This is a genomic window from Caballeronia arationis (genome assembly GCF_001544975.2).
Taxonomy (GTDB): domain Bacteria; phylum Pseudomonadota; class Gammaproteobacteria; order Burkholderiales; family Burkholderiaceae; genus Caballeronia; species Caballeronia arationis.
Genome location: NZ_FCOG02000002.1, coordinates 206,782 through 225,743, shown reverse-complemented (window position 1 = coordinate 225,743; position 18,962 = coordinate 206,782). Strand labels below are relative to the sequence as shown.

17 protein-coding genes are annotated in these 18,962 nt (G+C 63.0%); 5 read left to right on the top strand and 12 right to left on the bottom strand.

The genetic code is table 11. The annotated features are described in order from the left end of the window. Window positions 1-271 precede the first annotated feature (271 nt). From AWB81_RS02215 to AWB81_RS02190, 5 genes are all read right to left on the bottom strand, one after another. Window positions 272-574, bottom strand: coding sequence for a hypothetical protein (locus tag AWB81_RS02215; protein WP_062632253.1), 303 nt, complete (start codon window positions 572-574; stop codon window positions 272-274). A 124-nt stretch (window positions 575-698) separates the two neighbouring features. Continuing rightward, window positions 699-947: a hypothetical protein gene (locus AWB81_RS02210; protein ID WP_062632252.1), complete on the bottom strand. Its 249-nt coding sequence runs from the start codon at window positions 945-947 to the stop codon at window positions 699-701. A gap of 524 nt (window positions 948-1,471) precedes the next feature. Continuing rightward, the gene (locus AWB81_RS02200; RefSeq protein WP_143753704.1) at window positions 1,472-1,741 is read right to left on the bottom strand and encodes a hypothetical protein; all 270 of its coding nucleotides are present in this window, start codon (window positions 1,739-1,741) and stop codon (window positions 1,472-1,474) included. An 80-nt stretch (window positions 1,742-1,821) separates the two neighbouring features. Continuing rightward, window positions 1,822-3,033 carry an amino acid aminotransferase gene (locus tag AWB81_RS02195; RefSeq protein WP_062632278.1) on the bottom strand — a complete coding sequence of 404 codons (1,212 nt, stop codon included), beginning with the start codon at window positions 3,031-3,033 and terminating at the stop codon, window positions 1,822-1,824. 96 nt (window positions 3,034-3,129) lie between these two features. Further along, complete coding sequence (locus AWB81_RS02190) at window positions 3,130-4,584, bottom strand: amino acid permease (RefSeq protein WP_062632250.1); 1,455 nt, start codon at window positions 4,582-4,584, stop codon at window positions 3,130-3,132. A gap of 323 nt (window positions 4,585-4,907) precedes the next feature. Here AWB81_RS02190 and AWB81_RS02185 point away from each other — a divergent pair, with 323 nt between their 5' ends. The 3 genes from AWB81_RS02185 to AWB81_RS02175 all read left to right on the top strand — a co-directional run bounded on the left by AWB81_RS02185 (window position 4,908) and on the right by AWB81_RS02175 (window position 6,073). Then, entirely contained in the window at window positions 4,908-5,381 is a 474-nt protein-coding gene (locus AWB81_RS02185) for an Lrp/AsnC family transcriptional regulator (protein ID WP_062632249.1), read from the top strand. A gap of 130 nt (window positions 5,382-5,511) precedes the next feature. Continuing rightward, window positions 5,512-5,841, top strand: coding sequence for a hypothetical protein (locus AWB81_RS02180; protein WP_062632248.1), 330 nt, complete (start codon window positions 5,512-5,514; stop codon window positions 5,839-5,841). Window positions 5,842-5,893: 52 nt separating this feature from the next. Next, a complete protein-coding gene (locus AWB81_RS02175) occupies window positions 5,894-6,073 on the top strand; it encodes a hypothetical protein (RefSeq protein ID WP_062632247.1) in 180 nt (59 codons plus the stop codon). 96 nt (window positions 6,074-6,169) lie between these two features. On the opposite strand, the gene aroQ is transcribed toward AWB81_RS02175, so the two are convergent. The 3 genes from aroQ to AWB81_RS02160 all read right to left on the bottom strand — a co-directional run bounded on the left by aroQ (window position 6,170) and on the right by AWB81_RS02160 (window position 10,653). Further along, window positions 6,170-6,604, bottom strand: coding sequence for a type II 3-dehydroquinate dehydratase (gene aroQ / locus AWB81_RS02170; RefSeq protein ID WP_062632246.1), 435 nt, complete (start codon window positions 6,602-6,604; stop codon window positions 6,170-6,172). Window positions 6,605-6,808: 204 nt separating this feature from the next. Next, window positions 6,809-8,239 (bottom strand): MFS transporter, encoded by a 1,431-nt coding sequence (locus AWB81_RS02165; protein WP_062632245.1) that lies wholly within the window; start codon window positions 8,237-8,239, stop codon window positions 6,809-6,811. Between the two features lie 440 nt (window positions 8,240-8,679). After that, window positions 8,680-10,653 carry a hypothetical protein gene (locus AWB81_RS02160; RefSeq protein WP_062632244.1) on the bottom strand — a complete coding sequence of 658 codons (1,974 nt, stop codon included), beginning with the start codon at window positions 10,651-10,653 and terminating at the stop codon, window positions 8,680-8,682. A gap of 315 nt (window positions 10,654-10,968) precedes the next feature. Here AWB81_RS02160 and AWB81_RS02155 point away from each other — a divergent pair, with 315 nt between their 5' ends. Continuing rightward, entirely contained in the window at window positions 10,969-11,928 is a 960-nt protein-coding gene (locus AWB81_RS02155; RefSeq protein WP_062632243.1) for an SGNH/GDSL hydrolase family protein, read from the top strand. Window positions 11,929-11,991: 63 nt separating this feature from the next. On the opposite strand, the gene AWB81_RS02150 is transcribed toward AWB81_RS02155, so the two are convergent. Further along, window positions 11,992-12,882, bottom strand: a complete 891-nt coding sequence (locus AWB81_RS02150; RefSeq protein WP_062632242.1) for an alpha/beta fold hydrolase — start codon at window positions 12,880-12,882, stop codon at window positions 11,992-11,994. 427 nt (window positions 12,883-13,309) lie between these two features. Here AWB81_RS02150 and AWB81_RS02145 point away from each other — a divergent pair, with 427 nt between their 5' ends. After that, the gene (locus AWB81_RS02145) at window positions 13,310-14,242 is read left to right on the top strand and encodes an ATP-grasp fold amidoligase family protein (protein WP_087134748.1); all 933 of its coding nucleotides are present in this window, start codon (window positions 13,310-13,312) and stop codon (window positions 14,240-14,242) included. Between the two features lie 103 nt (window positions 14,243-14,345). Here AWB81_RS02145 and AWB81_RS02140 read toward each other — a convergent pair whose 3' ends face one another. From AWB81_RS02140 to AWB81_RS02125, 3 genes are all read right to left on the bottom strand, one after another. After that, window positions 14,346-15,290 (bottom strand): amino acid ABC transporter substrate-binding protein, encoded by a 945-nt coding sequence (locus tag AWB81_RS02140; protein WP_062632241.1) that lies wholly within the window; start codon window positions 15,288-15,290, stop codon window positions 14,346-14,348. A gap of 13 nt (window positions 15,291-15,303) precedes the next feature. Then, the gene (locus AWB81_RS02135; protein ID WP_062632240.1) at window positions 15,304-16,611 is read right to left on the bottom strand and encodes a dicarboxylate/amino acid:cation symporter; all 1,308 of its coding nucleotides are present in this window, start codon (window positions 16,609-16,611) and stop codon (window positions 15,304-15,306) included. A gap of 560 nt (window positions 16,612-17,171) precedes the next feature. Then, window positions 17,172-18,767: an MFS transporter gene (locus AWB81_RS02125; protein ID WP_062632239.1), complete on the bottom strand. Its 1,596-nt coding sequence runs from the start codon at window positions 18,765-18,767 to the stop codon at window positions 17,172-17,174. Between the last annotated feature and the right edge of the window lie 195 nt (window positions 18,768-18,962).

Sequence of the window (18,962 nt, the reverse complement as noted above, 5' to 3'; positions counted from 1 at the left end):
GATCGGGTCCGATGAGCGGCCACGCGCCGTCCGGAGAATGTTTTCACCGGCGTCTGCGCATGGGGCCGGTGTATGTGCGCCGCGTGTCTTATTTTTAATTCTTGGACAGCCGCGGACTTCTGGTGTCAGGGACAGATCCTCGATCTATTCCGTATGCGGAATTTGCTCCACTCCTCCTGGTTCGGCAGCAATGCGCGTTCCTGCCCTTGCACATGATTTGCGATTCGCGCTTCGAGCCGCGGCGGCCGCGCCGCTTGCGCACAGGCCCCGATCACAGCGCACGAACCGCCCGCGGACCCTCGCCCTGAAGCCACGCCCTCAGATCGCCGCGCTCCGCAAAGCGCGGCGCCGCCAGCCAGAAAATAAACTCGTCGCGCCAGTTGCCCCACGCGTTTTCGTCGAAATCGAATTCCTCGTCGAGCCGGCCGCCGTCGCGCAGATACGCGCCGACGATGCATGTCCCGTTCCAGTACGCGACCGTTACCTCGGTCAGCTCGGCGGTCGTGCCGGCCGGCAAGTCCCGCAGCAGCATCGCCAGCTGGGCTCGGAAGGATGCGAAATCGTAGTTGGGCATCGGCGGCTCCGCGGTGGGAAACGAGTCATTGAAGAATGCACCCGGCCATAGAGGCCGTCAATTTGTGACGCCCGGCTGTCGTTCGGCCTCCCGCTGTGCTCAGGCACGCGAGGCGATTCGAATCTCAGCCGAACGCGCCCTTATTCAGGTCCTTCTCGAAATCGGTTGTCCACCTGGTGCCGTGTCCTATGCGATACGCCCGCTCCTTGAGCGTCGACTTGCGGACTATCGTCAAGTGGCCCTGCAACGGATAGACATCGTCGACCATATCGGTCGTATCCGTTTCCTGCAGCACGAAATCGTCCTCGGACAGGCGGTGCCGGTGCAGGATGGTCACGAAGTCGGCCTTTTCGTCCGGCGCGATCACTGACATGGGACGCCTCCTGTTTCGCACGTTTTCCCTTTTCAAAGTAGCACACGCGCCGACGGCCTGCCGGAAGATGAAGGCGGCGCGTATGAGATGATCGGCGGTCCATCACGAAGCGAGCACCCATGAGACGCACCCTGGCGACGACACTGCTGTGCCTTTCGTTTTCGGTTGCAAATGCGGCGATCGCCGCCGATACCGCCTGCGGCACATTGGAAAGCGCCGCAGCGGCATCCGCGACCGATACGGCGAGCGGCGCGTTTGCGCTAAAGGAAGGTGAGCCGGTGGATCTGGTGCGCGAAAGCCGCCGCGTGCACGGCGCGCTGCACGTCTATCGTGATGACGCGGTGTATCGCGTGTACTGGCAGCCGCAGGGAAGCGCGGAGTTGTACGTTCTGGCGACGGCAGGTGAAAACAGAACAGCGTGCGCCTCGTTGCGACGCCGCCGCGCGGATCGCCGGTCGCGCAAGGCCCCGGAGTGTTGCCGCGTCAGCAGGTGCTGTCCTGTCCGTCGCTTTGAGCGGCCCGGTCTAAGGCCTTTGCGTCGGGCTGTTGCCGGCCGCGCCACGCGCCGGCGACTGCGAACCTGCGCCCGTTCCCGCCGTGCCGCCCGACGTTCGCGCACCGTTGCGCGCTTCGTCGTCGGCTGCCGTATTGGGGTTACGGGTCGTCGACTGCTGCTGCGGGCGGTTCAGCGCCTGCGTCTGCAGTAGTTTCTTCGTGCGGTCGTTGAGTTCCGCGTGCGCGGCGCCCGCCATGCACGCACCCAAGAGGCACATCATCGCTATAAGTCTGGTCATCGACGTCTCCCGTCGGCCAGGGTTTTCTGCTGCTCTGGCCGAATGCAAGCTTGCTTGCGGGCGCCGCTCGACGCCCAGTCTCATTGCCCGCGTTTTTCGTCCGCGAGCACTTTCGCAATCGACTCGGCCACCGTGCCGACGTTCTTCTCGTTCAGCCCCGCGACGCACATCCGCCCCGAGCGCAGGATGTACACGCCGAATTCCTCGCGAAGCCGGTCGACCTGCGCCGCCGAGAGGCCCGTGTACGTGAACATGCCGCGCTGCTTCACATAACGCGTCAGCGCCTCGCCGTGGACGTGATCGCGCAGGCCGTCGTGAATCGCGACGCGCATCCGCGCAATGCGCTGGCACATCGCCGCCAGTTCGGCCTGCCACGATTCCTTCAGCGCGGGCGTGTTCAGCACTCGCGTGACGATCTTCGCGCCATGCGTCGGCGGATTGCTGTAATTCGAGCGCACCGAGCCGGTCAGTTGCCCGAGCACGCGGTGAGCCGCGCCCGCATCCTCGCAAATCACATGCAGCCCGCCGCAACGCTCGCCGTACAGCGAAAAGCTCTTCGAAAACGAATTCGCGACGAACGCCGGAATGCCGCGCCGCGCCAGTTCGCGCACGGCGAAGGCGTCGTCGTCGAGTCCGGCCCCAAAGCCCTGATACGCCATATCCACGAAAGGCAGCAAGTCCCGCTCCTGAAGCACGTCGATCAGTTGCTCCCACTGCGCGCGGTCCAGATCAACGCCCGTCGGGTTGTGGCAGCACGCGTGCAGCAGCACGATGCTGCGGGCCGGCAACGCGTCGATGGCGGCGAGCATCGCGTCGAACTTCAGGCCGCCCGTCGCTTCGTCGTAGTACGGGTAGGTGTTCACCTCGAAACCGGCGCGCTCGAAGATGAATCGATGGTTTTCCCACGTCGGATCGCTCACCCACACCTGCGATTGCGGAAAGTAGCGACGGATGAAATCCGCGCCGACCTTCAGCGCGCCCGAGCCGCCGAGCGTCTGCACGGTCGCGATGCGTCCTTCCGCGCGCGCCGGATTGGCTTCGCCGAAGACGAGCGCCTGCACCGCGTCGCGATAATGCGCGAAACCGGCCATCGGCAGATACGGCTTCGGACCCGGCTCGTTCAGAATCGCCGCTTCCGCTTCGTGAACGGCGCGCATGACCGGCAGGCGGCCGTTGTCGTCGAAATAGATGCCGATGGACAGATTGACCTTGCTCGTGCGCGGGTCCTTCTGGAAGTCCTCGTTGAGGCTGAGGATCGGGTCGCCAGGATAGGCGTCGATGTGTTCGAACATGATGTTGAGCAACCGGAGCGGGTGAGCGGAACGGCGGCCGGCCGGCAGCCGCCGATGGAAAAGCGCCGCGCAAACGACACGCGGCGCCGGTGTCTATCAACGATTATCGGCCACGACGGCCTTCGGTGCCGTAACGGCTGCGCGCGCCCTTCCCGCCGACGCCGCCGATCCGCCCGCCGCGTGCGGACGGAACCGGTAGCTGACGCCGAGCACCGCGAGCCAGACCGGGATCAGGTACACGGACAGCCGCAGACCGGGCGTTGCGTACATGACGGCGAGAACGCCCGCCAGGAAAGCGAGGCACAGATAGTTGGTGAACGGATAGCCGAGGCTGCGGAACGCCGTCGACTGGCCGGCCTTGCGCTTTTCACTACGAAACTTGAGGTGAATGATGCTGATCATCGCCCAGTTGATGATGAGCGCCGACACCACGAGGCCCATCAGCAGTTCGAAAGCACGGCCGGGCATGAAGTAGTTGACGAGCACGCAGATGAAGGTCGCGAGCGCCGACACGCCGAGCGCAGCGAGCGGAATGCCGCGCCGGTTCACTTTCAGGAGCGCGCGCGGCGCGTTACCCTGCTTCGCGAGGCCGAACAGCATGCGGCTGTTGCAATAGACGCCGCTGTTGTACACGGAGAGCGCCGCCGTCAGCACGACGATGTTGAGCACGTGCGCGACAACATTGCTGTTCATTGCCTGGAAAATCAGCACGAACGGGCTGCCGCCGGTAACGACCTTCTCCCACGGATAAAGCGACAGCAGCACGCCGAGCGCGCCCACGTAGAAAATCAGGATCCGGTAGATCACCTGGTTGGTTGCGCGCGGGATGCTGCGGGACGGATCGTCCGCTTCCGCCGCCGTGATGCCGACGAGTTCCAGCCCGCCGAACGAGAACATGATGACCGCCATCGCCATGACGAGGCCGGAGACGCCGTTCGGAAAGAAGCCGCCGCGCTGCCAGAGGTTCGCAATGCTGGCTTCCGGACCTGCGTGGCCGGACGCGAGCAGATAGCCGCCGAACGCGATCATGCCGACGATCGCGAGCACCTTCACGATCGCGAACCAGAATTCCATCTCGCCGTAGGATTTGACGCTCGTCAGGTTGATCGCGTTGATGACGCCGAAGAACACGAGCGCCGAGACCCAGGTGGGAATGCCCGGCCACCAGTACTGGACGTAGATGCCGACCGCCGATAGTTCCGCCATGCTCACGAGGACATACAGCACCCAGTAGTTCCAGCCCGACATGAAACCCGAAAAGTGGCCGCAGTATTTGTCGGCGAAATAGCTGAACGAACCCGCCACCGGTTCGTCGACGACCATCTCGCCCAGCTGCCGCATGATCAGGAACGCAATGGCGCCGGCGATCGCGTAGCCGAGCAGCACGGACGGCCCCGCCATCTTGATCGTTTGCGCGATGCCGAGGAAAAGCCCCGTACCGATCGCGCCGCCAAGCGCGATCAACTGAATATGACGATTCTTGAGCCCGCGCTTGAGCTCGTCGCCTTGTGCGACTTCACTGCCCTCTTTGACCTGGTTGCCTGAAACCATCAGTGGGTGTCTCCCTAGTTCTCGTTGAATCGGGCGCGCTTTCGGTCCCTGTATGGATCCGTGCAGCGCGCTGCGAGCCGTCCGCGTTTGTGACGCGGCGGTCGTGTCGGGCGTGTCGCTTGCTTCATTTCGTCAGCGCGAAATTTAATTTCCGCACCATCGTGCTGCATGGCCGCCCGAAGATCGCAATTCTAGCCGACGCCCCTTTCCCGAGCGGCTCCCAGTGTATATTCGAGATAGCAAAATAGGATTGCATAAGACGCAGTGGCAAACCCTAGCTCATGCACTAAGATTTCTTTTAATCCCCCTTAAAGGAAACAAAAGTGCAGAAACTGGCTCTCGACCGCATCGACCTTCGCTTGCTCGCCGTTCTGCAGGAGCACGGCAGGATGTCCAACCTCGAACTCGCGCAGACGATCAAGCTTTCCCCCGCACAGACGCTGCGGCGTCACCGGCGGCTCGAGGAAATGGGCGTGATCCGGCGCTACGAAACCCGGCTCGACGCAGAAAGCCTCGGTTTCGGAGTCGTCGCGTTCATTCAGGTGACGATGGAGCGCGGCCATGTCAGCGACCTGCTGCGATTCAAGGAATTCGTCGAGAAACTCGCGCAGATTCAGGAATGTTTCTCCGTCACCGGCGATATCGACTACGTGCTGAAGGTGGTCGCGCGGGACCTGAAGGCGTTATCCGAATTCCTGCTCGACACGCTGATGCGCATCCCCGGCGTGAGCCGCGTGCAGTCTATCGTCTGTCTCGACGAAATAAAGGGCACGAGCGCGATGCCGCTCGACGCCTGATTCGCTGGCGGTCAGATTTTCCGGTACGACGAATAGCGATGAATTAGGCGGGAAAACCGCCCTTGTTCGGACGATTGAAATCCCGGTCGCGCCCTCACACTGAGCCTCATCCACTCACGAGGACGCCGACATGTCGCAGATCATTGATGGAATCGCCGGTATCGCAAGTCTCGCAGTCGCAACCGATACGGCGCCGTGCAGTGCAGCCGCCAGCCACCACGCGTCGATCGTCGCATCGACGGCGTCCTTCCCCGAACTGCCGATGACGCAGGCCGAGCTTCTGCGGGCGCTGCAAAACGCATCGGACAACATCATGCGGCTTGCCGGTCAGGTTCGCGCGAGCGCACCCGAGGCAGTCGAAGCCCGCGCAGACGAACTCGCGATGGCCCGGGAGCGCGCGCTGGCCCACACGATCATCGATCGTCTGCTGGCCTTGCCGGCCGCGCCTGTCCGCCACTGACCACAGATTACCGGGCGCCCACCGCGCTCCAGCCACGCTTCGGGGAAAGCAAATGAACTACTGGATGATCATTGTCGGAATCTGGATGATGTTCGCGTTTTGCGTCGTTTTGTTCATCCGTGGCGCGCAGGTGCGCGATCCGGTCATCAGCCGCAAGGCGGAAGCGCCGGCAGACAGCGACGGCGCCGATGCTTTCGCACTCGGCCGCGCCCGCTCTTACCAGCCGGACTGAGTACAGCGCCTGAAGGGCAAGCGCCGGCGACGCCGGCGCTTCGGGTCAAGCTTCAGTTCAAAAGCCGCGTCGGGCGACGCGGCTTTCACTCTCTTCTCACATCGCCGAGAGCGCGGCCCGCAGGCCAAGCAGGTAGCTCTCGACGCCGAATCCGCAAATCTGCCCCTTCACGATCTCCGCGAACACCGACTTGTGGCGAAATTCCTCGCGCGCGTGGATGTTCGACATGTGAATCTCGACGACCGGCACCGTCAGGATCGCGAGCGCGTCACGGATACCGTAGCTGTAGTGGGTCCATGCACCGGCATTGATCAGCACGGCGGCGGCGTTGTCGGTGTACGCCTGGTGGATGCGCTCGCACATGTCGCCTTCGCTGTTCGTCTGATAGCTCTCCACTTCCACGCCGAGTTCCTTGCCGAGCGCCTGCAGCTTCGCGTCGATTTCGGCGAGTGTCACCGTGCCGTACTGCGCCGGGTCGCGCTTGCCGAACATGTTGTGGTTGATGCCGTGCAGCATCACGATCTTTTTCATGGGATTTCCTTCGGTTGAACGGACTGGAATCGGGTGAACGGCTCGGGCGCGCGCCGCGCGCTGCGACTGGCGCATTTTAATGCGCCCAGAGCGCGCTGGTCGAAAGTCTCGTGGGGAAGGGGAACGGAACGCGCGGTGCTTGCCGCCGCTCCGAAAGGCGCCCGGCCGCGTCACGCCGCCGGGCGGCGCGACGCGGCCGGTATGTCACGCGGAGACCTTCGCCAGCTTCTCGTCGGCGACGGTTTGCGCGCGCAGCCGGTCGTACTCGGTTTTCTCGATCGGCACGGCGTCGGGTTCGCCGAGCTGGCTCATCGGAATGCGGTACGTTTCGCGGGCGCTCCATGCCGCCAGCGCTGCAATGACCGTCACCGCCAGCGCGATCGAGCCGACCGTCATCGGGATATTGTTCGATCCCGGCGGCGCGACCGTGGCGAAGAGCGCCGGCAAGAGCGCCGTGATGAGCGTCCCGACGTTTTGCGCAATCGCCATCGCCGAGACGCGCGAGCGGGTCGGGAACAGCTCCGGATAAAAGCTCGGGAAGATCGCGTTGTAGCCCTGGTACACCACGCCCCACATCAGGAGCGACATCACGAACGCGATCGGCACGCTATGGATACTGATCGCCCAAAGATAGCCGAACGAGAGCAGCCCCGAACCGATCGCGCCCACCGCGACCGGGATCTTGCGACCGATCCGGTCCGAGAGGTCGCCGACGTAGGGAATCACCAGCACCGCGACGATGTTCCCGACCACCGGAATCCACAGATACACGCTCTTGCTAAAGCCGATGCCGTAGGACGGCTGCACCGCATAGGCCGCGCCGAAGATCGTGGCGACGACCGGGATCACGTTCATCAGCGCCATGCAGACGACGCGCAGCATGTCCTTCCAGCTATATTTGAACGCCTCTTTGATCGGCGACTTCGGCACGGCGGACGCATCTGCTTCCTTGGCGAAGGCCGGCGTTTCGTCGACTTCGCGGCGGATGATGTAGCCGGCGAACAGCACGCCGGCGGACATCAGGAACGGAATGCGCCAGCCCCACGAATTGAACGAATCTTCCGGCATGAAGTACGCAAGCGGCAGGAACACCGCGGCGGCCATGATCTGCCCGGCCTGCACGCCTTGCAGCGTAAAGCTTGCGTAATAACCGCGACGGCCGAACGGAGCGTGTTCGAGAATCATCGAACTGGCGCCGGAGATTTCGCCCGCCACGGCAAAACCCTGGATCAGGCGCAGCACCACGAGCAGCGCCGGAGCCCCCATGCCGATCTGGTGATAGGTCGGCAGGAGGCCGACTGCCATCGTCGATGCGCCCATCATGAACATGCAGATCAACAGCACGGTTTTACGGCCGTGCGTGTCGCCCCAGTGACCGAGGACGAACGCGCCGATCGGCCGCGCCACGTAACCGACGCCATACGTCGCAAGCGACGCGACGATCGCGATCTTCGGATTGCCTGATGGAAAGAACAGTTGCGGGAAGATGAGCGCGGCGGCCTGCGCGTAGATGAAGAAATCGTAGTATTCGAGCGCCGAGCCGATCCAGCCGCTCGCCGTCGCCTTCTTGGTCTGCTTGCGATGATGGTCGTCCGGGGCGTCCGGCCCGCCGGCCGACAGCGTTTTCGTTTCCATGTTGTCTCCGTGTCGACCAGGGTTGGCATTCAGCGCCTTACTCTGGTCTCATGCAAGTTAATTGCTTTGAGAATCGGTGGACCGGCTTCTGAGGCCGACGCTTTGATACTACTGGGGCGGATTTTTACCACGGGCGATCCGCCTTTGCTTGCCTTCCGTCCGTTCGTGAGCGTGCTCCGGGCATCGACGGAGCGGGAAAACAATGAAACGAGCAGCCTTCCGATCATCTCGCTTGCTTCTCCGCCTTACGATGAGGCAAAACCCGATGAAGGACATGAAAGGGCACCGCCCATGCCGCATCGTGTGGCTGATGCGAACCGGCGCGTGCGCGGTTGTGCGCTGCAATGACCGCGGCCGGCAAGACGATTGCCCCGCGGCGGAGAAGCACGTGCCCTGTCGCAGAAGTCCGTATAGCAAAACAAGCGCCCGGTACCGGCGGTTCACCAGTCCTTCGGCTTCCTGGGGCGAAACGTCCGTGGCTTCGTGTCCTTCTTCTCGCGCCAGTCGCGCAGTGTATCGAGCGCCACCGAGTTGCGAATGTACCGATGCCAGATGAAGCTGAGATCGAAGGTCAGGATGGCCAGCCACCACAGGTAGAGAAACATCAGTGAGGCCAGCACGAACGGCCACAGCGGCGGCGACGGATCGGCGCTTGACGATCCGGGATAGGCATGGAGGATCGCCAGCGCAGTGATCGCCGCGCCGATCCCGATCATGACGCGCCGGCCCAGACGCGGCCGGCGCGGCAGCAGCCAGCAGACGAACGCCGGAAGGAGCGCGACGGTCACGAGAAAGGCGCCGCCCGGCGCGATACCGAATAGCGGCGTGGGATTGCCGCGTTCGAGGAACGGTGCTGCAAGGAACGCGCTGACTTGCGGAGGCACCAAATATAAGCAGAGAGCCGCGCCCAGCGCGAAGATGCCGACCGACAGGACGAGCCAGCGCCCCCGCGATTGCTGAACGAGGCGCGGCAACCGGCTAGCGACAGTCACGCCCGTCAGCAACGCCGCCAGCGCGATCACCGTATGGACGACATCGGCCATGCTCCAGCCCTTCTGCGACAGGAACTCCGTGGTTCCCTTGAACATCACGTACACCGCCGCGACATGCAGCGCGACCGCCAGCAGATACGGAATCGACGGGCTGACCACGCTCATGAGCGGCTTGTTGCCCGGCGGCTTCAAGGCCGGACCGCCCGCCGCAGCCAGTGACGCGTTCGGCAACACGACATCGTCGACGAAATGCCGGAACAGGTCCGTGTCCGACCAGTAGTCGGTATGCGCCTTGCCGGGCAGCGGATAGCGGCTGAATCCGTAGTCGTCGTCGAAACCGAACTGGAACGCGCCGCAGCGCGCTTCGCGCAGGAAGCGCCGCGCCGTGTCGAGCTGAAAGCCGATGGGATCGCCGAAGTCGTAGTAGTTGCGCCACTTGATCGGCTGCGGCAGTCGCACGCGGGTGCTGCCGTCTTCCGCCTTGAGCAGCACCGGCTTGTCGGCGCTCCACTTCTCGAAGGCATCGGTTTCCAGGTTGCCGCCGGGGATCGGGTTCGGCCACAGGCGCGGCCACAGGATGATGTGCTTGTCGATCGGCGAACCGATGGTCATGAAGCCGCGCACATATTCGATCCAGCCATACTGGTGGCGGCCTTGTCCCGGCGCGGACGAAAGCGCGTCGAGCATCGCGAGGAAGCTGATCACCGTCCCTTCGCTGTGCGCGATGACGTGAATCTCGGGACTGCCCGCGTAGTGGTCGCGGAAATGCTCGACGATTTTGGTGAGCACGTCATGGAAGCGATCGACGATCTCCTTGCGATATGACTGGAACTCCGCGACGAGCTGGACATCGCCGATGTAATCGGTCAAAAGCGGCGCGAGGTCGAACTTGAAGATGCCCGCTTTCCCCGCGACCCAGAGCAGGTTCTCCATCACGTCGACAGCTTCGACGATTTCCTCGGTGACGCCCGCTACCATGTCGAAATCGGCGCCCGACACCTGGCACACGGTCTGTTCGACCTGTCCGCGGTAGAGCGCCTGCGCGCGGCCGACGATCGTCCGCCCCCAGGCCTTGCTCTCCTCCAGGGTATCGCCCATCGTCACGACGCCGCGCGGCACGTCCGCCCAGTAGACTTCCGCGAAGCCGACTTTCCAGAGCGGGTGCTTCTTGTCGACGTCGAGCTGGCTCACGTACACCTGCCCGCTGCTGCCCACGCTGAAGAAGCCGAGCGGCATTACCGGAAGCGGCGGGTCGCTCAGCTTGCCGAGCCGGTGAGCGACGGTGCGGATCGTATCGAAGCGCCGCTGATTGCCGACGCCGTGAATCGCGACGACGATCTGCTCCAGCGGACGCCCGGTGAAGGTGCTTTCCGTCGACGGCTCCGGCTCGGTTTCGGGTTCCAGTCTGGCGGTCGTATCCATTTCCGGTCTCCTGATGATCGCACATCGGTCGGCTCGACCTCCGTTCCGCTCGCGCAGAAAGCGGTCGGCCGGGCTGCCACGCATCCAATGGGAGAACGAACGAGCAGGCTCTTCATTATGGTTCGTTTTGCGCGGTCTACAAGTGCGACGCTCATGAACTCCCGGGTCGCTTATGGCCGTGCGCGAAGCGCTTTCTCGCGATGCCATGGGGCAACGCGCGCTAGCGCACATAAAACACTGCCCTGAATGGGAAGGGCCGTTCGCCAGTACTACAGTGATTTGCAGTCGCCAATTCCGGTCGCAAAGGAGCGTGTCATGAGCGAGTTGCAAAAAGCGGTGATCGTCGGCAGCCGGGAGATCGGCGGCAATCACGAGAAGTCGATCAACGACTATACGTGGCGCTTTCTTGCACAGGGCGATTCATGGTTCTCGCTGGGCGCGTCGCTGGCGGTGCCGCCCGACGTGCTGCCTCCGAACGGCAGTGTGCTGTTCTGGTTCAAACTTCCGGACTCCTCCATCATCGTGAACTCGGCTTATCCGGGAAAGACGCTGGAGAAAATGGTCGATCCGGATTGGGAGGTCCATTTCAAGCGGTTGATTAGCGGACGCTTCGCCCATGAATTCGATGCGATCTTCCTGTCCGCGGGCGGAAACGACTTCATCAACGCAATCGGCATCGACCCGGCGACCGGCGATGAAAACCTCAAGCCTCGACGCCTTCTGAAAACCAAGGACCAATGGTCCGGGCAAGGTCCGGAGCGCTACGTGGATGCGGACGGCTGGAAGCGCTTCACCGACCGTCTCACCGGCTACTACGACACGCTGCTCCAATGGCGCGACCGGGGCGACGGCGACGGCAAGACGCCCAACCGCGGCATCCCGATCTTCACCCACTCCTACGACTACGCCACGCCGCGCGACGCGCCGGTGTTCGTCGGTCCGAAGAAGTTCGGGACCTGGCTTTGGGAGCCGTTCAACCGGCATCAGATTCCGCCCGAGGATCACATCGGCCTGGTCCACTACTTCCTCGACGAAATGCACGTGTTCCAGTCACAACTGAACGACGCGCTCGTCGCGAGGGGCAACGCGGTCGAGTATCCGAACATACTCGCCGTCGATTTTCATGGCGCGCTGAAACCGGCGGCGGCCGCGAAAAATGGCGAAGATGCGTCGTGGGAAAACGAAATCCATCCCACTAGCGACGGCTATGCGACGCTCGCCGAAAAGTTCGGGGCCGAGGTGGTCAGTCGCCTGCGGCGTGCCCGCATCGTGTGACGCTACGCTCGCGTTCGGCGCGCTAAGCACGCGTCTCCATCATCGATCGCAAGAGCGCCCCGCTCATCGCAAGTGCGCAATCACCGCGTCCGCTACCTGATCGGGCGTTTCTCTCGGCGGAAAATGACCGGCGCCGTCGAGCAGCACGCGCGAGTATCCCGCGGTGAAACAGGCGTCCTGTCCCGCCGACGACTCCGGCTCGTCGCACAGATCGACCGCGCCTTGCAGCATCAGCGTCGGCGTGCCGATCCGGTCGATACCGCGCAACCGCGCGTAGAGCGCGTCGTAGTCGGGGTCGGCTGGCTCGTCCTTGCGCCAGCGGCGTCGATAGCCGTTCAGCGTGATCGGCACCCAGTCGGGATTTTCGAAGGCACGCGCCGTGACGTTGAATTCGGCATCGTCGAACCAGCCGGGCGGCGACCACGTGTCCCACTGGATGCGCGCAAAGCCCTTAGGATCGGCGCGGATGACCGCGGGTGCATCGTCGAGCGTCATGAACCATTGATACCAGAACTTCCGCGCCTGCGAGAAGCCCGGCAGTTCGAATGCGCCACGCGGCTGGAAAGCAAGAGCCAGCGCAGCGATGCGCCGCACGCGCTGCGGAAAGAGCGCCGCCAGCGTGTAGGCGGCCCGGGCGCCCCAGTCATGACCGACGACATCGAACGTGCGAAGACCGAGCGCGTCCGCGAGATCGACTGCGTCCTGCGCGAGCGCGACGCCCGAGCCGTCGCGCACGGTGTCGTCATGCAGGAAGCGCGTGGCGCCGAAGCCGCGCAGTTCGGGGACGATCGTGCGCAGTCCCGCATCGTTCAGCCGGCTCGCGACCGGTTCCCAGGCGCGGCCGGCGTCGGGCCAGCCGTGCAACAGAAGGACAGGCGGACCATCGGGTGGACCGGCCTCGGCATAAGCGATGTCGAGCTTCGATGTCTTCGCGTGCCGGTTGAAATCGAGCATGGTCCACCTTCGCCGGATGGGAAGTGGCCATTCTAGCGAAGGCGTGCGTGTTGCGCCGCGCGCGTCTCGTAGTTGCGCGCGGTTCCCGCACGTCATCGAAAGAAACGGTCCATTCAGGAGCACTACTTGACGCAGTGGGCGTCCATGCGTGAGATGCGACTCGACAAGCTATGCGCTTCTTTCACTGCATTGTTTGTTGCAATGCAGTGTCGAAAGTTTGTTTTGTTAAGTGGAAACCCTCATACGCAATACTAATAACATGGCTATCCTTGTCCCGGCCAACTCGCTCCCCATTCTGGTGAATTGAACCAGGGAGGCGTGTTTGAAGCGACATCGCGCCGCGATGTCGGAGCGGGTTCCGTAGCGTGCAAGCGTTCACTCGGCACGCCGGATCCCTTCCCGACGGGCGCATAGCGGAGCCCCAAACATGCAGTTGCCAAAAACACTTCTCGGCGGTGCCAAGGATCTGTTGCCTGACTATGTATTCTTGAGCATGTCTCATCGTCAGAAGATCGGACGCTTCCCGAACCTCTTAAAGCCCACCACATTCAACGAAAAGATCCTTTACCGCTGCCTCCATCCTGATCCGCGATACGCGGACCTGACCGACAAGCTCACCGTCCGCGACTATGTGAAGTCCAAGATAGGTGAAGAGTATCTGATCCCTCTGATTGCCGAGCCCGACTCGTTCGACAGAGACGTATTCGACTCGCTTCCCTCGGCCTTTGTGATGAAGGCGAATCATGGAAGCAGCTTCGTCAAGGTGGTCAAGGACAAGTCGACGACCAGCTTCGAAGAACTGACGGCGCTCGCCGACCAATGGTTATCGAAGGACTTCTATCGCGTGGCACGCGAGCGACACTACCACGCGATCAAGCATCGAATCTATTTCGAAACCCTGTTGCTCGACGAGCGCGGCGACGTGCCCGCAGACTACAAGCTGCATATTTTCGCGGGCGCCGGCGGGCGCAGGACCGTGTTCATCTGCGTGATCTCCGACCGGTTCAACGATCACCCGCGCGGCGATTTCTACGACGCCCAATGGAATCTGCTCGACATCGGTATCGGCCATTTCGAGCGCAGCAAGTCTCCCGATCCTCGCCCGGAAAACCTTTCGATGCTGCTGGATATCGGGGAACGGCTGGCGGAAGATTTCGAATATGTGCGGGTCGACCTGTATTCGCCGCGAGGCAGGGTCTACTTTGGCGAACTCACCTTCACGCCGGGCGCAGGTGTACTTCAGCTTCGGCCGGACAGCGTCGATTATGAGTGGGGGACGTACTTCCGGTTGCACGAGCGCGTCGAAGCAACGCTGATCTCGGAGTCGGCTGTCCGGATGCAAAGCGGCGCCGACGAATGACCGCCTGACCCACGCTCAGGTGAATGACCACATCCCATGCGTTGCGCGATTTCGCAACGTAGCGCCCCGGAATAGCCTCGTCAAAACGCCCCAAGCGCGGCGCTCACTGCGCCTCGCCGCCGGCCATCGTCTGAATGATGGTTTCGAGCTGCGCACTCATCGGCAGGTTGAGGCTCGTACCCGACGGCAGGCGGCGCAAGAACCAGCGCTTGTATTGACGATCGATTTCTCCATCCGCCGCGAGTTCCTGGAAAGCATCCTTCACCACCTGCGCTAGTTGCGGGTCGTCCTTGCGGAACATGATGCCGTACGGGTCGTAGGAGAGATAGTCGCCGACCACGCGATACTCGCCCCCCGCGCCGGCATGTTCCGCGATCAGGCCGTACAGCAGCACGTCGTCGGTGGCGAACGCGTCGGCCTGGCCGTCGGCCACCTGCGCAAAGCCCTGTGCATGGTCAGGCACTACCTGCAACCGGATGCCAAGCCTGAACTTCCGGTCCAGATCGCGCAGCGCCTTCTCGTTAGTGGTGCCGGCGGTCACTGCGACCTTCCTGCCCGCGAGGTCGCGAAACGAACCAATCGGTGAGCCCTTCTTTACCATCACCTTCGTGCCGGCCACGAAAAAGATCGGCGAGAAGGCCACGCGTTTCTGGCGTTCCAGATTGCTCGTCGTGGAGCCGCATTCCAGATCGACACGGCCGCCGACCACCGCATCGATGCGGTTGTCGGGCGTGACCGGTACCCACTGGATGGTCAGCGTTCGGTTGACCGCGTCCTCGATCGCCGACACGAGTGCCTTGCACAGCTCGATCGAATAGCCGATCGGCACGTTGCGCGCGTTCAGATAGGAAAACGGCACTGAGGCCTCGCGGTAACCCAGCGCGATGGTGCCCGAAGCCCGTACCTTGGACAGCGTGCCGGTCAGCGCGGCGGGCGCCACGTTGTCGGGAACCGGGCGGGATGGCTGCGCGTCGTCCGCTCTCACTGCGGAGCAGGCGATCAGCAACCCTGCGATGGCCAGCATCGACCAGAATCGCGGCGTCTTCATGGCTCGCTCCCCGTCAGGTCTCTGCCGGATGAGCGATCGTCGACTCGAGCTCGGTTTCGATGCGCGCCGCGTTGGCCTCGGCATCGGCTTCCGACAGGAGTTCGCCTTCCCACTTCGCGACCACCGCGCTCGCGATCGAGTTGCCGACCGCGTTCGTGGCCGAGCGGCCCATGTCGAGGAACGTATCCACGCCGAGGATCAGCAGCAACCCTGCCTCGGGGATGCCGAACTGGTTGAGCGTGGCGGCGATCACCACCAGCGACGCGCGCGGCACGCCAGCCATCCCTTTCGACGTCAGCATCAGGATCAGCAGCATCGTCAGCTGCGTACCCAGCGGGAGGTGGATGTTGTACGCCTGGGCGATGAACAGTGTCGCGAACGTGCAATACATCATCGAGCCGTCGAGGTTGAACGAGTACCCCATCGGCATCACGAAGCTGGAGATCTTGCGCTTCACGCCGAATCGGTCGAGCGCGTCGAGGATCTTCGGATACGCGGCCTCGGAACTCGCGGTCGCGAACGAAAGCATGAACGCCTCCTTGATCAGCACGAGGAGCTTAAACACGCGCTGTCCGAGGAACAGCAGGCCGGCCGACGCGAGCAACACCCACAACAGGAACAGGCTGAGGTAGAAATCTCCCATGAAGACCGCGAACTTCAGCAGGATCGCCAGCCCGTTGACCGCCACGGTAGCGGCCATCGCTGCCATCACAGCCAGCGGGGCGAGCTTCATCACGTAACCGGTGATCTTCAGCATGACGTGCGAGAGCTGGTCGATGGCCGCCACGAGGATCTTGCCCTTCTCGCCCAGCGCGGCAAGCGCAACGCCGAAAAACATCGAGAACACGACGATCTGCAGGATTTCGTTGTTGGCCATCGCCTCGGCGAAGGACCTCGGGATCATGTGACCGACAAAGTCCTTGAGCGTGAACTTGGAAGTCGCCAGATTCGCCGACGCGCCGATGTCGGGCAGCGGCAGTCCGAGATTCTCGCCAGGCTTGAGGAGATTGGACATCAGAAGGCCGAGGAGCAGCGAGACCAGCGAAGCGGTGACGAACCACCCGAGCGCTTTCGCGAACACGCGCCCGACCGAGGCCGCGTCCCCCATGTGCGCGATGCCGACGACCAGCGTCGAGAAGACGAGCGGGCCGATCACCATCTTGATCAGCCGCAGGAACACGTCCGACACCAGCGAGATGTAGCCCGCGATCTCGGTGGCAACCTTCCTGTCCGGAAAACTCGAGTAGATCATGTAGCCGATCCCGATGCCCACCAGCATCGCGATCAGAATCCAGATGGCCGCGGCATTTTTTCTGTTCATTTCGAAGCCTCCATTCACTGCTGTGTATTTGCGGATGGCAAGGTCGAAACAGGATGCGACAGGCGTTGCCCGGGATGCTACCGGCTGCGTTCAAGGCGGCGTCTGGCGGCGGAAGATCAACTCGCCGGCGCGCCGCCGCCATTGCCGGCAAGGAATGCACCCGTCATTCTCCGGGCGCCCGAAGCCCGGCCCTCTCCCCGACAGCTTACGGCAGATTGTTGAATGTCGTGTAGCGTAGCGGCCCCCTCGCCGGCGGGACGACGACACGGGCGCACGAGCGCCGACGACTCGTCCGCGAACAACGCCATCTTCTCCAGATCACCGTCGTTGGACTCGCAGACCGGACCCCATTCGTCATCTGCGACCACTTCGCGCGGCAGTCGGTACGGATCATTTCCGCACAGATGGCCGCCTTGCTCCCGATCGCTATTTCTATAGAGTAGATCAATTGGCACTCTGGCAATGCGGTTTTATCAACGGCTGCGCGGGTGCAAAACGCCCGTCGAGCAAGGATCACGGGGAGCGACGCCAGGATGGCAAGCAAAGTCCTGCGCGGCTAGTCATGTGCTGCGGCCTTCGGCGTCGCCGTACACGATCCGCACGGCGGGCACGAACCACGCGAGACACAAGCCGATGAAGGCTGCCAGTGCGGCGACGACCAGACCGATATGGATCGACACGACGAGCGCGTCTCGAGCCGAGTGCATCATCGCGTCGCCCGAATGGCCGGCGCTTACCAGGCGTTCGATCAGCGCGGACTGCTCCGCGCGGTCGATCAGCACATCCGGGCTCGCAAACGATTTGAGCCACTGCGTCGCCTGATACGAATCGAGCGAACGATGCACGCTCCGGGTGTAGAGATGCTCCAGCAGCGCGCCCGTGATCGCGGTGCCGAGTATCCCGCCAAAAATACGCAGCGACTGCAGCAACGCCGTCACCGCGCCGAGATGATCTCGTGCGACGATCTGTTGCGAGCAGATCGTCAGGTTCGTCGCCACGAGGCCGAGTCCGAGTCCGCTCGCGCCCATGCAGGCCATCCACACGGGATGCGGTTCGTTGCCGTTGAGCGAGACGAGCGCGAGACAGCCGATCACACATAGCGAAAAGCCGATATACATGAGGTCGTTCGCGCGGCGAATGCGCGTAACGATCCGGTTGTTGAGCACGCTGCCGACCGTCGTGCCGAGCAGCAACGGCGTGATCAGCATGCCCGAATCGTGCGGCGACATGCCGTAGCCGCCCTGGAACAGCAACGGCACGTAAAACACCATCGAGAAGAGCGCAAAGCCACCGAGCACCGAAATGGCAAACAGGGCAGCGAGCCTGCGATCAAGCAGCACATCGATGGGCACGACGGGATAACCCATGCGTTTTTCCCAGAAGTACAGCGTCATGCCGCACACCATCGTGATCGAGAACAGCAGGATCGTCCTTCCGCTCACGCCCTCTTTCGGCAACAGTTCGACCAGCAATTGCAAAGCGCCGAACACCACCGCGACGACGCACGCGCCGAGCCAGTCGAGTTGTATCGCTCCGCGTCGCGCGACCATCGGACGAAGGTTCGGCACGAACATCTGAACAAACAGCAGCGAGACGATGCCGACGGGCACGTTGACGAAGAACACAAGCCGCCAGCCGTGCATCTGCGTGAGCATGCCGCCGAGTGTCGGGCCGATCACGTTGGCGACGCCAAACGACGACGTGACGAACACCAGCCAGCGCAGACGCAGCTTCGGATCAGGAAAGAGATCGGCCACCGTCGCGAACACCGTACCGATGAGTATGCCGCCGCCGATGCCCTGCAAGCCGCGTGCGATCACGAGAGACAGCATGTTGACGGCCAGCCCGCAGAACACGGAGGCTAGCGTGAACAGGGCGATCGCCGCGAGAAGAAACGGCTTGCGACCGAACAGGTCGCCTAGGCGCCCGAAGATCGGAATCGTGATGACGGACGCGAGCATGTAGGACGTCGCGACCCATGTGTAGTAATCGAAACCCTTCAGGTCGGCGACGATACGGGGCAACGCCGTGCCGACGATGGTCTGGTCGAGCGCGACCAGCATCGTGACGAACGCAATGCCGAGCATGGCGAGCAGCGATTCGCGAAACGGCAGCAGTTGCCGGTCTGGACCGTTAGTGTCGACGACGGACCTCATTGCGTGCTCCTTAGCGAGCGCTGGCGCACGGGCCAGGAACGATCACTCTACGACAGTGATACTCGCTCGTGAAAATAGCAAGAGTCGCGCGACGAGTCCGGCGCCGCGCTGGCGGCGACCTCGGCGCCGGTTTGAGCACGCGCCACTCGCAGCTACGTGAAGTCGCTAATTCAAGCGCGCCCGAAGTACGGCTCG

Coding starts and splice junctions, on each gene's coding strand:
- AWB81_RS02215 (WP_062632253.1), bottom strand. CDS start 574: ATGCCCAACTACGATTTCGCATCCTTCCGAGCCCAGCTGGCGATGCTG.
- AWB81_RS02210 (WP_062632252.1), bottom strand. CDS start 947: ATGTCAGTGATCGCGCCGGACGAAAAGGCCGACTTCGTGACCATCCTG.
- AWB81_RS02200 (WP_143753704.1), bottom strand. CDS start 1,741: ATGACCAGACTTATAGCGATGATGTGCCTCTTGGGTGCGTGCATGGCG.
- AWB81_RS02195 (WP_062632278.1), bottom strand. CDS start 3,033: ATGTTCGAACACATCGACGCCTATCCTGGCGACCCGATCCTCAGCCTC.
- AWB81_RS02190 (WP_062632250.1), bottom strand. CDS start 4,584: ATGGTTTCAGGCAACCAGGTCAAAGAGGGCAGTGAAGTCGCACAAGGC.
- AWB81_RS02180 (WP_062632248.1), top strand. CDS start 5,512: ATGTCGCAGATCATTGATGGAATCGCCGGTATCGCAAGTCTCGCAGTC.
- AWB81_RS02175 (WP_062632247.1), top strand. CDS start 5,894: ATGAACTACTGGATGATCATTGTCGGAATCTGGATGATGTTCGCGTTT.
- aroQ (WP_062632246.1), bottom strand. CDS start 6,604: ATGAAAAAGATCGTGATGCTGCACGGCATCAACCACAACATGTTCGGC.
- AWB81_RS02165 (WP_062632245.1), bottom strand. CDS start 8,239: ATGGAAACGAAAACGCTGTCGGCCGGCGGGCCGGACGCCCCGGACGAC.
- AWB81_RS02160 (WP_062632244.1), bottom strand. CDS start 10,653: ATGGATACGACCGCCAGACTGGAACCCGAAACCGAGCCGGAGCCGTCG.
- AWB81_RS02155 (WP_062632243.1), top strand. CDS start 10,969: ATGAGCGAGTTGCAAAAAGCGGTGATCGTCGGCAGCCGGGAGATCGGC.
- AWB81_RS02150 (WP_062632242.1), bottom strand. CDS start 12,882: ATGCTCGATTTCAACCGGCACGCGAAGACATCGAAGCTCGACATCGCT.
- AWB81_RS02145 (WP_087134748.1), top strand. CDS start 13,310: ATGCAGTTGCCAAAAACACTTCTCGGCGGTGCCAAGGATCTGTTGCCT.
- AWB81_RS02140 (WP_062632241.1), bottom strand. CDS start 15,290: ATGAAGACGCCGCGATTCTGGTCGATGCTGGCCATCGCAGGGTTGCTG.
- AWB81_RS02135 (WP_062632240.1), bottom strand. CDS start 16,611: ATGAACAGAAAAAATGCCGCGGCCATCTGGATTCTGATCGCGATGCTG.
- AWB81_RS02125 (WP_062632239.1), bottom strand. CDS start 18,767: ATGAGGTCCGTCGTCGACACTAACGGTCCAGACCGGCAACTGCTGCCG.